At 70.7% G+C, this 13,848-nt stretch carries 15 protein-coding genes; 8 read left to right on the forward strand and 7 right to left on the reverse strand.

Annotated features, from left to right (window positions below; translation table 11 throughout):
* Positions 1-24 precede the first annotated feature (24 nt).
* The 3 genes from JUB13_RS27550 to JUB13_RS27560 all read right to left on the reverse strand — a co-directional run bounded on the left by JUB13_RS27550 (position 25) and on the right by JUB13_RS27560 (position 2,903).
* Positions 25-564 (reverse strand): DUF3501 family protein, encoded by a 540-nt coding sequence (locus JUB13_RS27550; protein ID WP_207485061.1) that lies wholly within the window; start codon positions 562-564, stop codon positions 25-27.
* 13 nt (positions 565-577) lie between these two features.
* Positions 578-997 carry an iron response transcriptional regulator IrrA gene (gene irrA / locus JUB13_RS27555; RefSeq protein ID WP_207485063.1) on the reverse strand — a complete coding sequence of 140 codons (420 nt, stop codon included), beginning with the start codon at positions 995-997 and terminating at the stop codon, positions 578-580.
* A gap of 154 nt (positions 998-1,151) precedes the next feature.
* Positions 1,152-2,903, reverse strand: a complete 1,752-nt coding sequence (locus JUB13_RS27560) for an ABCB family ABC transporter ATP-binding protein/permease (RefSeq protein WP_207485065.1) — start codon at positions 2,901-2,903, stop codon at positions 1,152-1,154.
* Between the two features lie 451 nt (positions 2,904-3,354).
* Between JUB13_RS27560 and JUB13_RS27565 the strand changes: the two genes are divergently transcribed.
* Both JUB13_RS27565 and JUB13_RS27570 read left to right on the forward strand, forming a co-directional pair.
* Complete coding sequence (locus JUB13_RS27565) at positions 3,355-3,768, forward strand: hypothetical protein (RefSeq protein ID WP_207485067.1); 414 nt, start codon at positions 3,355-3,357, stop codon at positions 3,766-3,768.
* Between the two features lie 97 nt (positions 3,769-3,865).
* The gene (locus JUB13_RS27570; protein ID WP_207485069.1) at positions 3,866-4,561 is read left to right on the forward strand and encodes a CBS domain-containing protein; all 696 of its coding nucleotides are present in this window, start codon (positions 3,866-3,868) and stop codon (positions 4,559-4,561) included.
* Between the two features lie 43 nt (positions 4,562-4,604).
* Here the strand turns inward: JUB13_RS27570 and JUB13_RS27575 are convergent, their stop codons facing one another.
* The 3 genes from JUB13_RS27575 to ugpQ form a co-directional block, all read right to left on the reverse strand.
* The gene (locus tag JUB13_RS27575) at positions 4,605-5,426 is read right to left on the reverse strand and encodes a universal stress protein (RefSeq protein WP_207485071.1); all 822 of its coding nucleotides are present in this window, start codon (positions 5,424-5,426) and stop codon (positions 4,605-4,607) included.
* 144 nt (positions 5,427-5,570) lie between these two features.
* On the reverse strand, positions 5,571-6,968 hold the full coding sequence (locus JUB13_RS27580; RefSeq protein WP_236025263.1) for an NAD(P)H-dependent flavin oxidoreductase: 1,398 nt from the start codon (positions 6,966-6,968) through the stop codon (positions 5,571-5,573).
* Between the two features lie 155 nt (positions 6,969-7,123).
* On the reverse strand, positions 7,124-7,858 hold the full coding sequence (gene ugpQ, locus JUB13_RS27585; protein WP_207485073.1) for a glycerophosphodiester phosphodiesterase: 735 nt from the start codon (positions 7,856-7,858) through the stop codon (positions 7,124-7,126).
* A gap of 101 nt (positions 7,859-7,959) precedes the next feature.
* On the opposite strand from ugpQ, the gene JUB13_RS27590 reads away from it, so the two are divergent.
* The 3 genes from JUB13_RS27590 (at position 7,960) to JUB13_RS27600 (ending at position 10,582) form a co-directional block, all read left to right on the forward strand.
* Positions 7,960-9,048 (forward strand): lysine-2,3-aminomutase-like protein, encoded by a 1,089-nt coding sequence (locus tag JUB13_RS27590; protein ID WP_207485075.1) that lies wholly within the window; start codon positions 7,960-7,962, stop codon positions 9,046-9,048.
* Positions 9,049-9,179: 131 nt separating this feature from the next.
* Positions 9,180-9,638 (forward strand): c-type cytochrome, encoded by a 459-nt coding sequence (locus tag JUB13_RS27595; RefSeq protein ID WP_207485077.1) that lies wholly within the window; start codon positions 9,180-9,182, stop codon positions 9,636-9,638.
* Complete coding sequence (locus JUB13_RS27600; RefSeq protein WP_207485079.1) at positions 9,635-10,582, forward strand: c-type cytochrome; 948 nt, start codon at positions 9,635-9,637, stop codon at positions 10,580-10,582. The genes JUB13_RS27595 and JUB13_RS27600 overlap by 4 nt, the downstream gene beginning before the upstream one ends.
* A gap of 93 nt (positions 10,583-10,675) precedes the next feature.
* Here JUB13_RS27600 and JUB13_RS27605 read toward each other — a convergent pair whose 3' ends face one another.
* Positions 10,676-12,412 carry a catalase gene (locus JUB13_RS27605; RefSeq protein ID WP_207485081.1) on the reverse strand — a complete coding sequence of 579 codons (1,737 nt, stop codon included), beginning with the start codon at positions 12,410-12,412 and terminating at the stop codon, positions 10,676-10,678.
* Positions 12,413-12,639: 227 nt separating this feature from the next.
* Here JUB13_RS27605 and JUB13_RS27610 point away from each other — a divergent pair, with 227 nt between their 5' ends.
* From JUB13_RS27610 to JUB13_RS27620, 3 genes are all read left to right on the forward strand, one after another.
* Positions 12,640-12,816: a hypothetical protein gene (locus JUB13_RS27610; protein ID WP_207485083.1), complete on the forward strand. Its 177-nt coding sequence runs from the start codon at positions 12,640-12,642 to the stop codon at positions 12,814-12,816.
* Between the two features lie 105 nt (positions 12,817-12,921).
* Entirely contained in the window at positions 12,922-13,230 is a 309-nt protein-coding gene (locus JUB13_RS27615; protein WP_207485085.1) for a hypothetical protein, read from the forward strand.
* A 38-nt stretch (positions 13,231-13,268) separates the two neighbouring features.
* Positions 13,269-13,817: a Fur family transcriptional regulator gene (locus JUB13_RS27620; protein ID WP_207485087.1), complete on the forward strand. Its 549-nt coding sequence runs from the start codon at positions 13,269-13,271 to the stop codon at positions 13,815-13,817.
* Positions 13,818-13,848: the final 31 nt, after the last annotated feature.

Genomic DNA, 13,848 nt, shown 5'->3' on the forward strand with positions numbered 1-13,848 from the left:
CCGTGTCTCAGGGAACGGGAATGATCAGGGCAGGTCCCGGGACAAGGCCCTGCGCGTGGCCTCCGGCATGACGACGCGGAGCGCGCAGCCGGGAGCCTCCGAGGCCACCACCACCTGGATGTTGGCTTGGCGGAAGCGCTCGACCTGGCCGGGCGTGAGGGCGAAGCGGGCGATCCCCGGCACCGCCGCGCCCGCTCGGACGGTCTCTCCCGCGAACTCCAGGGCGAGGCCGGCGGCCACCGCCGCCGGGTCCGGTGCGTCTCCGGCCTCTGCGGGGAGCACCGCCGCCACCAGCTCGGGCCCGTCGGGGATCAGGGCATTGGCCTCGCGCAGCGCCGCCACCAGCTCGGCTTCCGAGCGGCCACGCGCGCGCAGGCGCTCGTGGGCCGCGACCCAGGCGGATGCGAAGGAGGCGAAGCGCAGCGCGATCGTGGGGCCGAGTGGCAGGCTCCGCTCGCGCGCGGCCGCCTCGGCCTCGCGCAGCCGGGCCTCGCGCACGAGCTCGTAGTCCGCTTCGGACAGCAGCTCGTGGCGCAGCAGTTCCTTCCTGGGGGGCGGCAGCATAGGCCGGCCCGCCTCAGGCGACGGGCTTCAGGCGGATGATGACGTCGACGCGGGCCACCTCGGTCCCGGCGGGGGCCGCGGGAATCGCGGCCACCGCGACCTGCTCGCCGGGGATGTCCTCCAGCCGGCCGGAACCCTCGTGGAAGAAGTGGTGGTGGTCGTCGATGTTGGTGTCGAAGTAGGAGCGTCCGGCCTCGACCACGACCTCGCGCAGCAGGCCGGCATCGGTGAACTGGTGCAGGGTGTTGTACACCGTCGCCAGCGAAACCTTCAGGTTCGCGCCCGCCGCCTCGCCATGGAGCTGCTCGGCGGTCACGTGCCGGTCGCTGCCCTCGAACAGCAGACGCGCCAGGCCCAGACGCTGCCGGGTCGGGCGCAGTCCCGCCTGCTGCAGGCGATCCAGGGTATGCTTGAAGGGTCTGGTCGGGGTCATGCTCTGAAGGTATGGCAGCGGCTTTGTCCGATCCCGATTTGGAACGAATCCAGGCCGCATTGCAAGTCCTTGCGATAAGGGGGCGCGCAGATCCCGCCGCGGGGGCACCCGCGCGGACATCCCCGGGACCGGCCCGACGCCTCGGTCCACCGCGTCAGTCCGCAGCCTCCGGCCCTGCCTGCTGGCGGGCCCACAGCGCGGCATAGGCGCCGCCCCTTGCCAGAAGCACGGCATGGGGCCCGCGCTCGACCACCCGGCCGCCGTCCAGCACGAGGATCTCGTCGCAGTCGACCACGGTCGAGAGCCGATGGGCGATCACCAGCGTGGTGGTGCCGCGGCTGACCGCAGACAGGCTTTCCTGGATCGCGCGCTCGGTGTGGCTGTCCAGCGCGGAAGTCGCCTCGTCGAAAAGGAACAGGCGTGGACGCTTCAGGATCGCACGGGCGATCGCCACGCGCTGCTTCTCGCCGCCCGAGAGCTTCAGCCCGCGCTCGCCGACGAAGGTCTCGTAGCCGTCGGGCAGCGTGCGCACGAAGGCGTCCAGCCGGGCGAGGCGCGCCGCCTCCTCGACCTCCTCGGGCGTGGCGCCGGGCCGGCCGAAGGCGATGTTGTAGCGGATCGTCTCGTTGAACAGCACGGCGTCCTGGGGCACAACCGCCACGGCGGCGCGCAGGCTCTTCTGCGTGATCTCGCGCAGGTCGGCACCGTCCAGCAGGATGCGTCCCTGCGTCGGGTCGTAGAAGCGGAACAACAGGCGCCCGATGGTCGACTTGCCGGCGCCCGACGCGCCGACGATCGCGAGCCGATGACCCGGCGGGATCGCGAAGCTGACGTCGCGCAGAACCGGGCGCCGCGGGTCATAGGCGAAGCCGACGCCCTCGAAGCGCAGGGCGCCGGCGCCCGCCGGCAGGGGCCGCGCGCCGGGCCGGTCCCGCACCTCCTGCCGCTCGTCGAGCAGGGCCATCATCTGCTCCAGGTCGGTCAGCGCCTGCTTGATGGATCGGTAGAGCTGGCCCAGCCGGTCCAGCGGGCGGATCAGCTGCAGCAGATAGGTGTTGACCAGCACCAGATCGCCGACGCTCATCGCTCCGGTCTCGACGCGCTGGGCGCCGAGCACCACCATGGCGGCAAGGCCGGCCCCCAGGATCGACACCTGCAGCGCCCCCGTCAGGCTCCGCCACATCGTGGAGCGGACCGTCAGGGCCTCGACCCGCGCGAGCGCCCGGTCGTAGCGCTCGACCACATGGGATTCGTTGCCGAAATACTTGACGGTCTCGTAGTTCAGCAGGCTGTCGACGGCGCGGCCATGGGCCTCGGCCCCCTCGGCCACGGCCCTGCGCTGGAACTTGCGCAGCCATTCCGAACCCACGACCAGGCAGGCGCCGTAGAGCGACAGCGTCGTGATGGTCAGGCCGGCGAAGACGGATTCGAACCGTCCCAGCAGGATCGCGCAGATGAAGACGATCTCGGCGAAGAGCGGCAGGATCAGGAAGACCAGGTCGAACAGCAGCTCCCGCACGCCGCGCATGCCGTTGTCGAGCACGCGCGAGAGCTGGCCGGTCCGGCGCGCCAGGTGAAAGGACAGCGAGAGCTCGTGCACATGGGCGAAGACGGCGAGCCCGACCCTGCGCTGCACCCTCTGCTCGATCGGCCCGTAGAGGGTCCAGCGCAGCTCGTTGCCGACCTTCGACAGCCAGTGCAGCGCGCCGTAGCCCAGAAGCACCGCGACCGGTGACAGGACGGCAGCCCGGGCATCGGCGGGCACCGACAGCGCGTCCACCGCCCTGGCGAAGAGCATGGGGACGACGGCGTTCAGCAGTGCCGTCGTCCCGAGTACCAGGACCGATCCGACGAGCCGCACCTTCAGCGCGCGATCGCCGGACGGCCAGAGGAATGGCAGCAGCATGCGGATCGCGCGGCGGTCCCACGCGGCGCCGGAGGGCACCGGCGACGGGGCCGGCGCCCCAGGTGGCGCCCCAGGTGGCGCCTCGGTCGGTTGGGAGGCGGTCGAGGTCATGGCCCAGAGGGTGGTGGCTCCGCCCCGCCGTGGCAATGCACGATCGGCGCAGGACCGGCCTCCGACAGGGCGATGCCGGCCGGGACGGCACTTGATCCCGGCCCGGAGTCTCCGCCACCCTGTCGGCGATCCTCGGCAGAGGAGGGCGTGGCTTCTGGTCGTCGGGCCCGCACGCATCGGAGACGCGACCATGGCCCGGCTTCCCGGCCCAACCTCCCCTCCGGCATCCGTGCCGATCCCGCGAAGGCCATCATGGCGCCTGCGGCGGGCGCTCCTTGCGCTGGTCCTGGCGCTTCCGGGCGCCTGCGGCCATAGCCTGCCCCAAGGAGCGCCTCCCGAGGTGCCATCTGCCCCGCCGGCGGCAGAGATCCCCGCCATTTCCGGCGAAGGCGGATGGGTTCCCAGCGCCCGCGAGGCGCGGATCTGGCAGCTCGCCGAGCGGCGGGCGCGGATCGCGCCGCGCTGCTCCGTGGCGCTGGCCGCGAGCTGCGCCGTCCTCGAGAATCCCTGGTCGCATCCGCCGGAGGCGATCCTGGCTGCCGGGCTGGAGGTGATCGCTGCGGTGGATCCCAACCTGCTCCGCGGCGAGACCGCGATCTTCCTCGATACGCACAACCGCTACTGGGCGTTTCTCGTCTTCGCGCTGCGCGAGCCCGAGGCTGCGCCCCATGCCGCGGAGCACCGGCACCTCCTGCTGGAGGCGATGGCGGCATCGACCCTTCTGAGGCTGCTCGTCGGCACCTCCGACCTGTGACAGCGAACGGACGGCATCTTGATGCAGGTCAAGGGATTCCCGCGGTTCCGGCGCGACACTTGGTCTGCCCATCAATCGTTCTTTCCAGGAGGCCGTCATGAAGGCGATGGACGTCATGACCACCGACGTGGTCACCATCGGTCCCCAGGCATCCGTGAAGGATGTCGCAAAGCTGCTGCTGGACAAGGGGATCAGCGCCGTCCCGGTGGTGGACGAGGCGCGGCGGGTCGTCGGCATGGTCAGCGAGGGCGACCTCGTCCACCGTCCCGAGATCCAGACCGAGCGCCGCCGCCCCTGGTGGCTCCAGGCCTTCGTGGACAATGCCACGCTGGCGGAGGACTACGCCAAGGCACGCGGCACCAAGGTTCGCGACGTCATGACCACCCCGGTGATCTCGGTCGAGCCCGGCACGACGCTGGGCGAGGTCGCGGCGCTGCTGGACCGGCACCGGATCAAGCGGGTTCCAATCGTGCGGGACGGGGTCCTGGTGGGCGTCGTCAGCCGGGCCGACTTGTTGCGGGCCGTCGCCGCCTCGGCCGCCTCCCCCGAACGCCTGGACAGCGACCACGCCATCCGGACGCTGATCCTGGACAAGCTCAAGGGGCAGCGCTGGACCGCGCTCGGCGAGCGCAACGTCGACGTCGTGGATGGCGTCGTCCGCTTCTGGGGGGGCGTCGGTTCCGAGGAGGAGAAGCGCGCCCTGCAGGCCGTCGCCGACAGCATCGAAGGCGTGAAGCGGGTCGAGGTGCACGCGACCGTTCCGCCCATCCTGCCCTTCGGCGCCGCTCTCTGAGGACCGGGCCGGGCCCCGCGCCCACGGGGGCGGGGCCCAGGGATCAGTGCGACATCAGGACGGGGAGCGTCGCGGTGGCGAGCATGCCCGCCGTGACGCCGCCCAGGATGCGCTCGCGCAGCCGCGAATGGCCGTAGCCACCCATCACCAGCAGGTCGGCGCCGCGGTCTGCCGCGAAGTCCAGGATCAGGTCGATGGGCTGCACGTCCGCCGAGACCAGCCGGTGCGCGCTGGCCTCGAAGCCGTGCCGGCCCAGGTGCAGGGCGATGTCGGCGCCGGGGCTCCGCTCCTCCGCGCCGTCGCGGCGGGCGACGGTCAGCACGTCCACGCGCGCGCCGGGACTCATCAGCGGCAGCGCGTCGTGGACGGCGCGGGCCACCTCGGGGCTGCCGTTCCAGGCGACGAGCACCCGGTTGCCCAGGCTCGGGAACTGGCCCGCGTGGGGGATCATCAGCACCGGGCGGCCGCTGCCGAACAGCAGCTCGTCCGGGCGGGCGGGCGTCACTTCGCCCCAGCTCGCGTCCCGTGGCTGCATCGCCACGCACAGATCGGCGGAATGGGCCGCGGTGGCGGCGATATCCGCCGGGTCGCCCGCGCGCACCTGCCAGACGGCGCGGCTGCCGGCGCCGGCCTGTTCGACGCAGCGCCGGAACCGGGCCGCGGTCGCCTCGGTCCTCTCCTGCAGCCAGGACCGCTGCGCATCGACCATCTCGGCCGTGGTCTCCGCGAACATCCAGAGGGGAGGAGGCTGCACGAACAGCCCCGTCAGCCGAGCATCGTGCCGGGCCGCGAGGCCGACGCCGGCCTCGATCGCCGCATTACCGGTGTCGCTGCCGAGCACGAAGAGAATGTCCCTGAGCGCCATGCCGAGTCCCCCTTGCCTGAGGTCCCGTCCCGCCGGTCCCGGCGGGACGGGTCATCGCGGCCATGGGGCCGCCCACGCCGGAAGGGTTGCCGCCGCCGGGCCTCGCCGCCTTGAGCCAGGTCAAGCCGCCCGCGGCGGCGGGGCTCAGTCGCCGGTCGCGATGCGCTCGACGAGCTGGCGCACGGTCGGGATGAACCCGTTGGCGTAGAACGGGTCCTCGGCGAACCGGTAGGCATTGTGCCCGGCGAACATCAGCTGGTTGTCGGGGTCGCCGCCATGGCTGATCGACCGCAGCGTCTTCTGGATGCAGAAGGAGCGCGGGTCGGCCTTCTTGCCCGTGGTCCCCTCCTCGTTCTGCGCCCAGTTGCTGAACATGCAGGCCGAGAGGCAGCCCATGCACTCGATCTGGTCGGTGACGATCTGATCGGCCTTGGCGGGGGTCACGAAGATCAGCGTGCCGTCCGGCGTCTTCATGGCGGTGGTGAAGCCGGCCTCGGTCCATGCAAAGGCCATGCGGCGGTCGTGCTCGGTGAGGTAGACCGGCCGACCGCGCGGTCCCACCGGGAATTCGGCGGTGTGCTCGCCCACGGGATGGGGCGAATAGGCGACCTGCCGTGCCGAGCGGGCCTGCAGCTCCTCCAGGAAGCTGTTGCGCACCGCCGAGCTGTAGAAGCCCGTCGGCGAGAACTTGTTCAGGATCACGTCGCCGGGCTTCAGCGTCAGCAGCTTGCGCTTCCAGGCCTCGGTAATCGGACTCTCCTGCGTCAGCAGGGGGCGGGTCCCGAACTGGAAGGCGACGGGGCCCAGGTCGGGGTTGTCCAGCCACTCCTCCCATTCGCGCAGGAACCAGACGCCGCCCGCCATCACGATGGGAGTGCGGTCCAGCCCGAAGCTGTTCATCATCTGGCGCAGCGCCAGGACGCGCGGGAACGGATCCTCGGGGATCTCGGGATCCTCGCTGTTCGAAAGCCCGTTGTGCCCGCCCGCGCGCCAGGGATCCTCGTAGACCACGCCGCCGAGATGCTCGGGGAAGCGGTGGTAGGCGCGCTTCCACAGGGCCCTGAAGGCGCGGGCCGAGGACACGATGGGGTAGTAGGCGATGCCGTGCCGGACCGCGATCTCCGCGACCTTGTAGGGCATGCCGGCGCCGCAGGTGACGCCGTGGATCAGGCCCTTCGCGCCGTCGAGCACGCCGTTCAGGATGTCCTCGGCGCCGCCCATCTCCCATAGGACGTTCATGTGGATGCGGCCCTGGCCGCCGCTGACCTCGTGGGCGATGCGCGCCTGGGTCACGCCGCCGGCAATTCCGTAGGCGATCAGCTCCTCGTGGCGCTCCCGCCGGGTCTTGCCGTGGTAGACCTGATCGACGAGGCAACCCTCCTCGTCGAAGCTGTCGGCGTTCACGCCGGAGAAGGTTCCGATGCCGCCGGCCGCTGCCCAGGCACCGGAGCTCTCGCCATTGGACACGGCGATGCCCTTGCCGCCCTCGACCACGGGAAGGACCTCGCGACCGGACATCACCAATGGCTTCAGAGCCTTCAACGCTAACCTCCAGGACTACGAAACGAACGCCGCATAGGCCGAGTACGCTCCGGATGTCGCACCGGAACGGCGTCGGCCTGCCCCCCTCGGAACGCATATAGGTCGGGGATTCGGCCGGGAAGAGTCCCCCGGCCGCAATTTTGCGGACAGTAGCGTCAAGCGCCCAGGCCCGCCAGCATTTCCCGTGGCGCATCGGTGAACACGGCGCTGACGCCCCAGTCCAGCAGAACCCGTGCCCGCTCCGGATCGTTCACGGTGTAGCAGAGCACAGGGCGCCCGGTGGCGCGGTAGGCCGCCACCGTCTCGGCGGTCTGGCGCTTCGCGTTCACGTTGATGGTGGCGGCCGCCAGCCGGTCGGCCACGGCGCGCCAGTCCGGCGCCTCCTCGTCCATGAGGTATCCGCGCGGCCAGTCGGGCGCCACGGCCATGGCCGCCTCCAGGCTCTCGACGGCGAAGCTGGACACCAGCACTGGCAGCCCGCCCCGCCAGTAGCGGCGCGCCGTCTCAAGCGCGGTGCGGGCGGTCTCGCCCTCGCGCCCGGCGCAGGGCTTGATCTCCAGGTTGATCCCGAGGCCGAGCCCTGCCGCGAGGTCCAGGAACTCCTCCAGGGTCGGCACGCGCTCGCCCGCGTACTCCGCCGAGAACCAGCGCCCGGCGTCCAGGCGGCGGAGTTCGGCCAGGGTCATCTCGCGCACCGCGCCCTGCCCGTCGGTGGTGCGCTCGACCCTGTCGTCGTGCATCAGGATCGGGGCGCCGTCCGCCGTCAGCTTCACGTCGACCTCGACCCAGCGCGCGCCTTGGGCATGGGCGAGCCGGATCGAGGCCAGCGTGTTCTCGGGCGCGTGGGACTTGGCGCCGCGGTGACCGATAACCCTGGGAAGCTCGAGCATGGAAGCCTTCGTGGAATGATCGCTGACGGGGCTGGACCGATACCATATGGTTCGCATCCGATCAGCCCCGGTCAGATCGCAGCCAGGTCCCCTTCGATCCCATGGACAACGCCCGACCGGCGCGCGGCCTGGACGCCCTCGTGGCGGCGGGCGTGCTCGATTCCGAGCGCGCAGCCGGCCTCGGCGGGGTGGCCGAGCGCTACGCCATCTCCGTGACGCCCTACCTGCTCGACCGCATCGCCGCCGGATCGGCGGCCCTCGCGCGCCAGTACATCCCCGACGCCGCCGAGGCCGAGACCGCGCCCGAGGAGCGCGCGGACCCGATCGGCGACGAGGCCCACAGCCCCGTCCGCGGCATCGTGCACCGCTATCCCGACCGCGTCCTGCTGAAGCTGCTGCATGCCTGCCCGGTCTACTGCCGCTTCTGCTTCCGGCGCGAGATGGTGGGGCCGGGCGGCGACGCGCTGGACGGTCCCGCACTGGAAGCCGCGCTGGCCTATATCCGCGAGCGCCCGGAGGTGTGGGAGGTGGTCCTGACCGGGGGCGACCCGCTGGCGCTGAGCCCCCGCCGCCTCGATGCCGTGCTGTCGGCGCTGGACGGCATCGCCCATCTCGGCGTGGTGCGCATCCACAGCCGCGTCCCGGTGGCCGATCCGGCCCGGGTGACGCCCGAGCTGGTCTCCGCCCTGCGCGGTCGCGACAAGGCGGTGTGGCTCGCCGTGCACGCCAACCACCCGGACGAGCTCGGCCCCGAGCCGCGCTCGGCTCTCGCCCGGCTCGCCGATGCCGGGATCCCGCTGCTGTCCCAGACGGTGCTGCTGCGCGGGGTCAACGATGATGCGGCGACGCTGGAGGCCCTGTTCCGCGCCCTGGTGCGCAACCGGGTGAAGCCCTACTACCTGCACCATCCGGACCTGGCGCCGGGCACCGGCCATTTCCGCGTCGACCTCGCGCGCGGCCGGGACCTCGTCGCCGGCCTGCGCGGCCGGGTCTCCGGGCTCTGCCAGCCGACCTACGTGCTCGACCTGCCGGGCGGCCATGGAAAGGTCCCCGCCGCGCGCCCGCACCTCGTGCCCGACGGGGAGGGACGCTTCGCCGCGGAGGACTGGCAGGGCCGCCGGCACGCATACCCGCCCTGCGGCGAGCCCGGGAACGGGAGTTGTGGGCCTGTGGACGAAGTGTTGTCGTAAGGGCAACAATTCGTCGCAAACGCGGCGACTTACCGGTTGCAGATTTCATTATCCGACGACAGGCTTGCCCGGGGCGGCGATCCCTGCCGGGAGCAGCCGGATGGCCGCGGAACGATCGGAGGCTTGTGTTGATGAGGATCTTCGCTGCCGCTGCCATGGCCGGGCTGTTGCTGGCCGGCGCGGGTGTCGCCGGAGCCCAGTCGGTTTCGAGCTCGGGCGCCACCATCAAGGAGCGCCAGGAGCACATGAAGGCCATGGGCGGCGCGATGCGCACCCTCGGCAACTACGTGAAGAAGGAAGGCGGCGTCAGCCTGGACGACGCCAAGAAGGCGGCGACGACCCTGAACGAGCGGGCCTCGGGTCCCGTCTGGACGCTGTTCCCGGCCGGCAGCATCGGCGACAGCGCGGCGCGTCCCGAGATCTGGTCGCAGGAAGCCCAGTTCAAGAAGGCCGCGGCCGACTTCCAGCAGGCCAGCTCCCAGCTCGTCCAGGCCGTGAATGCCGGCCAGGACGCGCAGATCGCCCAGGCCTTCGGCGCGACCGGAAAAACCTGCGGCACGTGCCACGAGGCCTTCCGCGTCAAGAAGTGACCGGCCGGCCCTTTTCCGCCGCCCTGCTGACGCTCGCGCTTGCCGCGGGCGTCGGCACGGCTTTCGTCGGCATCGCGGCCGCTCAGGACGTGGCGCCCGGTGCCAAGCCGGACGCAACGCCGGGCGCCGCAGTCGACGCCACCGCGGCCGACGCCGCCGCGGTCGAGCGCGGCGCCTATGTCTTCAACGCCGCCGGATGCGTGGGCTGCCACACGGCTAAGGACGGCCAGCGCCTCGCCGGCGGGCGCGGGATCGAAACGCCCTTCGGCACCTTCTACGCCCCCAACATCACGCCGGACCCGGGGACCGGGATCGGCCGCTGGACGGAGGGCGACCTCGCCCGGGCTTTGCGCGAGGGTAGGGCGCCGGACGGATCCGCCTACTACCCGGCCTTTCCCTACACGTCCTACACCGCCATGACGGACGGGGACGTCCGCGACCTCTGGGCCTATCTCATGGCCCAGCCCGCGGCGGTCCAGCCGAACCGCCAGCACGAGCTGTCGCCCCCCTTCGGCTGGCGGTTCCTGATGACGGCCTGGCAGGCCCTGTTCTTCGATTCCGGGCCGCTGCCGGACCAATCCGCGAGGCCGGCGGAATGGCGCCGCGGCGAGTATCTCGTGCGCGTGCTCGGCCATTGCGGGGAATGCCATACGCCGCGCAACACCCTCGGCGTCACCGATGGCGGCGAGCTGCTGGCGGGCGCGGCCAAGGGGCCCGAGGGCAAGCCGATCCCCAATCTGACCCCCCATGCAGACGGGCTCGCCGACTGGTCCGCGGGCGACATCGCGACGGTGCTGGAAATCGGGATGCTGCCCGATGGCGACTTCGTCGGCGGCGGAATGAACGAGGTCGTCCAGAACCAGACCTCGAAGCTGAGCGCCGAGGACCGCCGCGCCATCGTGGCCTATCTGCGGGACATCCCGGCGCTGCCGACGCCGAAATAGCGGCGGGCCGGCGCTCCGGCCCGGCTCCGAACGAGAACGGGGCGGCGATGCCCGTCGCCGCCCCGCCCGCTCCGGCTCAGCTCGGCCGCCCGCCTACTCGGCGGCCTGGCTCTGCGAGCCGCCCTCGACGATGGGCTTGCGCATGCCGCCCAGGACCTCCTCGGCGCTGGCCCTGTAGTTCTTCACCGAGCTCGTCCACTGGCCCCAGACGGTCGTGTCGATCTTGTCGCCGTTGTTGCCGAGGTTCTGCAGCCGGCGCTGGTCTTCCTCGGTCAGCACCTGCTTGGGCAGGGGCTGCAGCTTGCGCACGTCGTCGGCGGTCATGCCCAGGATCTCGCCGACACGGCGGCCGTAGTCGTCATGGACCAGGAAGAAGTGCCAGAGCATGCGCTCCTGCACGTCGCGTTCGCACTGGCCGAGCAGCGTGCCCATGTTGAGCACGAGGTCGTCCCGCTCCCAGTCCATCATGGTGCAGTACCGGCCGCGCGCCTGGACGTAGTCGTTGCGCCGCTCGATCACGCTGCGGGTCAGCCGCCCGCGGATCTCGGGCGGGTTGTTGGGCTGCTCCTCGGCGACCTGCAGGCCGTTGTGGATCGACGGCTCGAAGTTCACGTGCGGGTTCTGCCCCGGCGCCTTGTCGCGGTAGAACGACATCTGGCCGCCCGACTGGTTGGTCGCGACCTTGCCGCCCTTGGGCTGGTTCACCGGGAGCTGCAGGTAGTTCGGGCCGACGCGATAGCGCTGGGTGTCGGAATAGGAGAAGGTCCGGCCCACCAGCATCTTGTCGTCGGAGAAGTCTAGTCCGTCCACGAGCACGCCGGTGCCCATGGCGATCTGCTCGTTCTCGTTGAAAAAGTCCTCGACGTTGCGGTTCAGCGTCATGACGCCGACATGGCGCAGCGGGAAGTCCTTCTCCGGCCAGATCTTCGTGTCGTCCAGCGGATCCCAGTCCAGCTCGGGATGGTCGTGGTCCTCCATGATCTGAACGAAAAGGTCCCACTTCGGGTGGTCGCCCCGCTCGATCGCCTCGAACAGATCCTTGGAGGCCGAGCCGAGATCCTGCCCCTGCACCTTGGCCGCCTCCTCGGCGGTCAGGCTGGCGATGCCCTGGCGCGGGTGGAAATGGTACTTCACCAGCACGGTCTCGCCCTGGGCGTTGACCATCTTGTAGGTGTTGACGCCGAAGCCCTCCATGTGCCGGTAGCTCGCCGGGATCCCGCGCGGGCTGAACAGATGCGTCAGCATGTGCATGGATTCCGGCGTCTGGCTCATGAAGTCGAAGATCCGATTTGGCTCCTGGCGGAACGTGATGGGATCCGGCTTCAGCGAGTGGATGACGTCGGGGAACTTGATGGCGTCGCGGATGAAGAAGATCGCGAGATTGTTGCCGACGAGGTCCCAGTTGCCGTCCTCGGTGTAGAACTTGACCGCGAAGCCGCGGGGATCGCGGGCGACCTCGGAGGAGTCGCGGCCGCCGATCACGGTCGAGAACCGGATCGCCAGCGGGGTTTTCTTTCCGGCCTGCTGGAACAGCTTGGCGCGGGTGTACTTGGAGGCCGGCTCGTCGCCGATCTTCCCGGTCGCCTCGAACTCGCCGTAGCAGACGAAGCCGCGGGCATGCACGACGCGCTCGGGAATGCGCTCGCGGTCGAAATGGGAGATCTTCTCGAGGAAATGGTAGTTCTCGAGGGTGGCCGGACCGCGGCTGCCGACGGTGCGCTGGGACTGGTTGTTGCTGACGGGATGCCCCTGCCGGGTGGTCAGGATGCCTTCCGACGGCCGCGGTGCGCCGCTCGCGCCCGAGCGGGACTCGCTGAGATCCTTGTCCATTGCTTTCTCCCTTAGGTGTTCTTGGCAATCATGAAAGCGGCACCCGGCCGGCGGGCGTCCATGGACGCACCCGGGAAGGTCGGGTCCGGCCTTGCGGCCGATCTGGCACGGATGCGGTTCTCCACCGTGCTAGGGCTCGATCCGGCTCCGCGGCCCGCGCGGCCCGTCGAAGCGGCTTGCCTTGGAATTAGAATGATTCTAAGAAGGGGGTGTCAAGGAGGATCGCCATGGCCATCCTTAATCGTCTGATCCAGAGCATCGAAGCGTCCGGCGGCTCGCTCGCCATGGACGAGGGCCGTCTCACGATCCGTGGCTCCGTACCCAGCCGCCTGCTGATGCAGGTCCACCGGCACCGTCGGCGGCTCGAACGCCTGCTGTCCGAGACCACCGCCCTGCACGGCTGATGAACCGTGTTCCTATCCGAACGTTCCCTTGCTGCGGCAAGATCGTTCGTTAGGCTGATTATCACCATAGCCAACGCCTGGCGAGGTTCCAAGGGAGGACCGCCGATGGCTCAGCTGATTCCCCTCAATGCCCACCGGGAGGTCGAGGCCTTCGCCGAGAAAGTGGCGGATGTCTGCCGGCGGCGCCTGCTGGAAAGGCCCCGCGATCCGGTTCCGATCGAGCACATCATGGACCAGACCGCCGCGGCCCGGCCACGGGTCGAGGCCGCCGTCGCCTGGCTCAGCCGCGCGGGCAGGCTGCACCTCGGCCATTATGCGCTGCGCTCGCGCCCGCATGTCGCGATCGACGCGGTCGACCGGATCGACGATGTGTCCGCGCGTGCCGGGCGGGCCGCCGATGCGCCTCACGCCTAGCCGCCCCGCAAGCAGCGGGCTCGCACGGGGGGCTGCCCATGCCCCATAGGCGGCGGAGCGGCCCTACGGCCGACCAGCTCCACCAGATCGGCCTGCGGGCGACCGAGCAGCGGGTGGCGCTCCTGTCCCTGCTGTTCGGCGGGGCGGACCGGCACGTCACGGCCGACTCCCTGTACCGCGAGGCCCGCGCTGCCGGGATCGCCGTCGTCCGGGCGACGGTCTACAACACGCTGCATGCCCTGGCGCAGCACGGGCTGCTGCGGGCGATCGTGGTCGATGCCGAGCGCACCTATTTCGACACCAACACCACGCACAGCTGTCATCTCTACTGCGAGGACAGCGGCACGCTGCATAATCTCGACGACGACCTGCCTGCCCTGCGCGAGCTGCTGGAGCAGCTCGGCGCCCCGCCGGCCGACCGGGTCGACGTCCTGATCCGGCTGAAGGCGGGCGCCCGTCCCCCCGGCCACGCCGCGGCCCTCCCCCTGAATTCGTCTGACACTCCAGATGGCCATCCGGCCGACCATCCGCCGGCCGCCGTCACGCTTCGGCCGCCCCCGAAACAACAGCCTGCCGATCGGCGCTAGGATCGCCGCGTTCCAACCCGGACCGCGGAGG

Source organism: Arenibaculum pallidiluteum (assembly GCF_017355985.1).
Lineage (GTDB): Bacteria > Pseudomonadota > Alphaproteobacteria > Azospirillales > Azospirillaceae > Arenibaculum > Arenibaculum pallidiluteum.

Bases quoted from the DNA above. Each gene is read 5' to 3' on its own strand.
- irrA (WP_207485063.1), bottom strand. From the start codon at position 997: ATGACCCCGACCAGACCCTTCAAGCATACCCTGGATCGCCTGCAGCAG.
- JUB13_RS27620 (WP_207485087.1), top strand. From the start codon at position 13,269: ATGCCCCATAGGCGGCGGAGCGGCCCTACGGCCGACCAGCTCCACCAG.
- JUB13_RS27550 (WP_207485061.1), bottom strand. From the start codon at position 564: ATGCTGCCGCCCCCCAGGAAGGAACTGCTGCGCCACGAGCTGCTGTCC.
- JUB13_RS27605 (WP_207485081.1), bottom strand. From the start codon at position 12,412: ATGGACAAGGATCTCAGCGAGTCCCGCTCGGGCGCGAGCGGCGCACCG.
- ugpQ (WP_207485073.1), bottom strand. From the start codon at position 7,858: ATGCTCGAGCTTCCCAGGGTTATCGGTCACCGCGGCGCCAAGTCCCAC.
- JUB13_RS27610 (WP_207485083.1), top strand. From the start codon at position 12,640: ATGGCCATCCTTAATCGTCTGATCCAGAGCATCGAAGCGTCCGGCGGC.
- JUB13_RS27560 (WP_207485065.1), bottom strand. From the start codon at position 2,903: ATGCTGCTGCCATTCCTCTGGCCGTCCGGCGATCGCGCGCTGAAGGTG.
- JUB13_RS27595 (WP_207485077.1), top strand. From the start codon at position 9,180: ATGAGGATCTTCGCTGCCGCTGCCATGGCCGGGCTGTTGCTGGCCGGC.
- JUB13_RS27590 (WP_207485075.1), top strand. From the start codon at position 7,960: ATGGACAACGCCCGACCGGCGCGCGGCCTGGACGCCCTCGTGGCGGCG.
- JUB13_RS27575 (WP_207485071.1), bottom strand. From the start codon at position 5,426: ATGGCGCTCAGGGACATTCTCTTCGTGCTCGGCAGCGACACCGGTAAT.
- JUB13_RS27615 (WP_207485085.1), top strand. From the start codon at position 12,922: ATGGCTCAGCTGATTCCCCTCAATGCCCACCGGGAGGTCGAGGCCTTC.
- JUB13_RS27570 (WP_207485069.1), top strand. From the start codon at position 3,866: ATGAAGGCGATGGACGTCATGACCACCGACGTGGTCACCATCGGTCCC.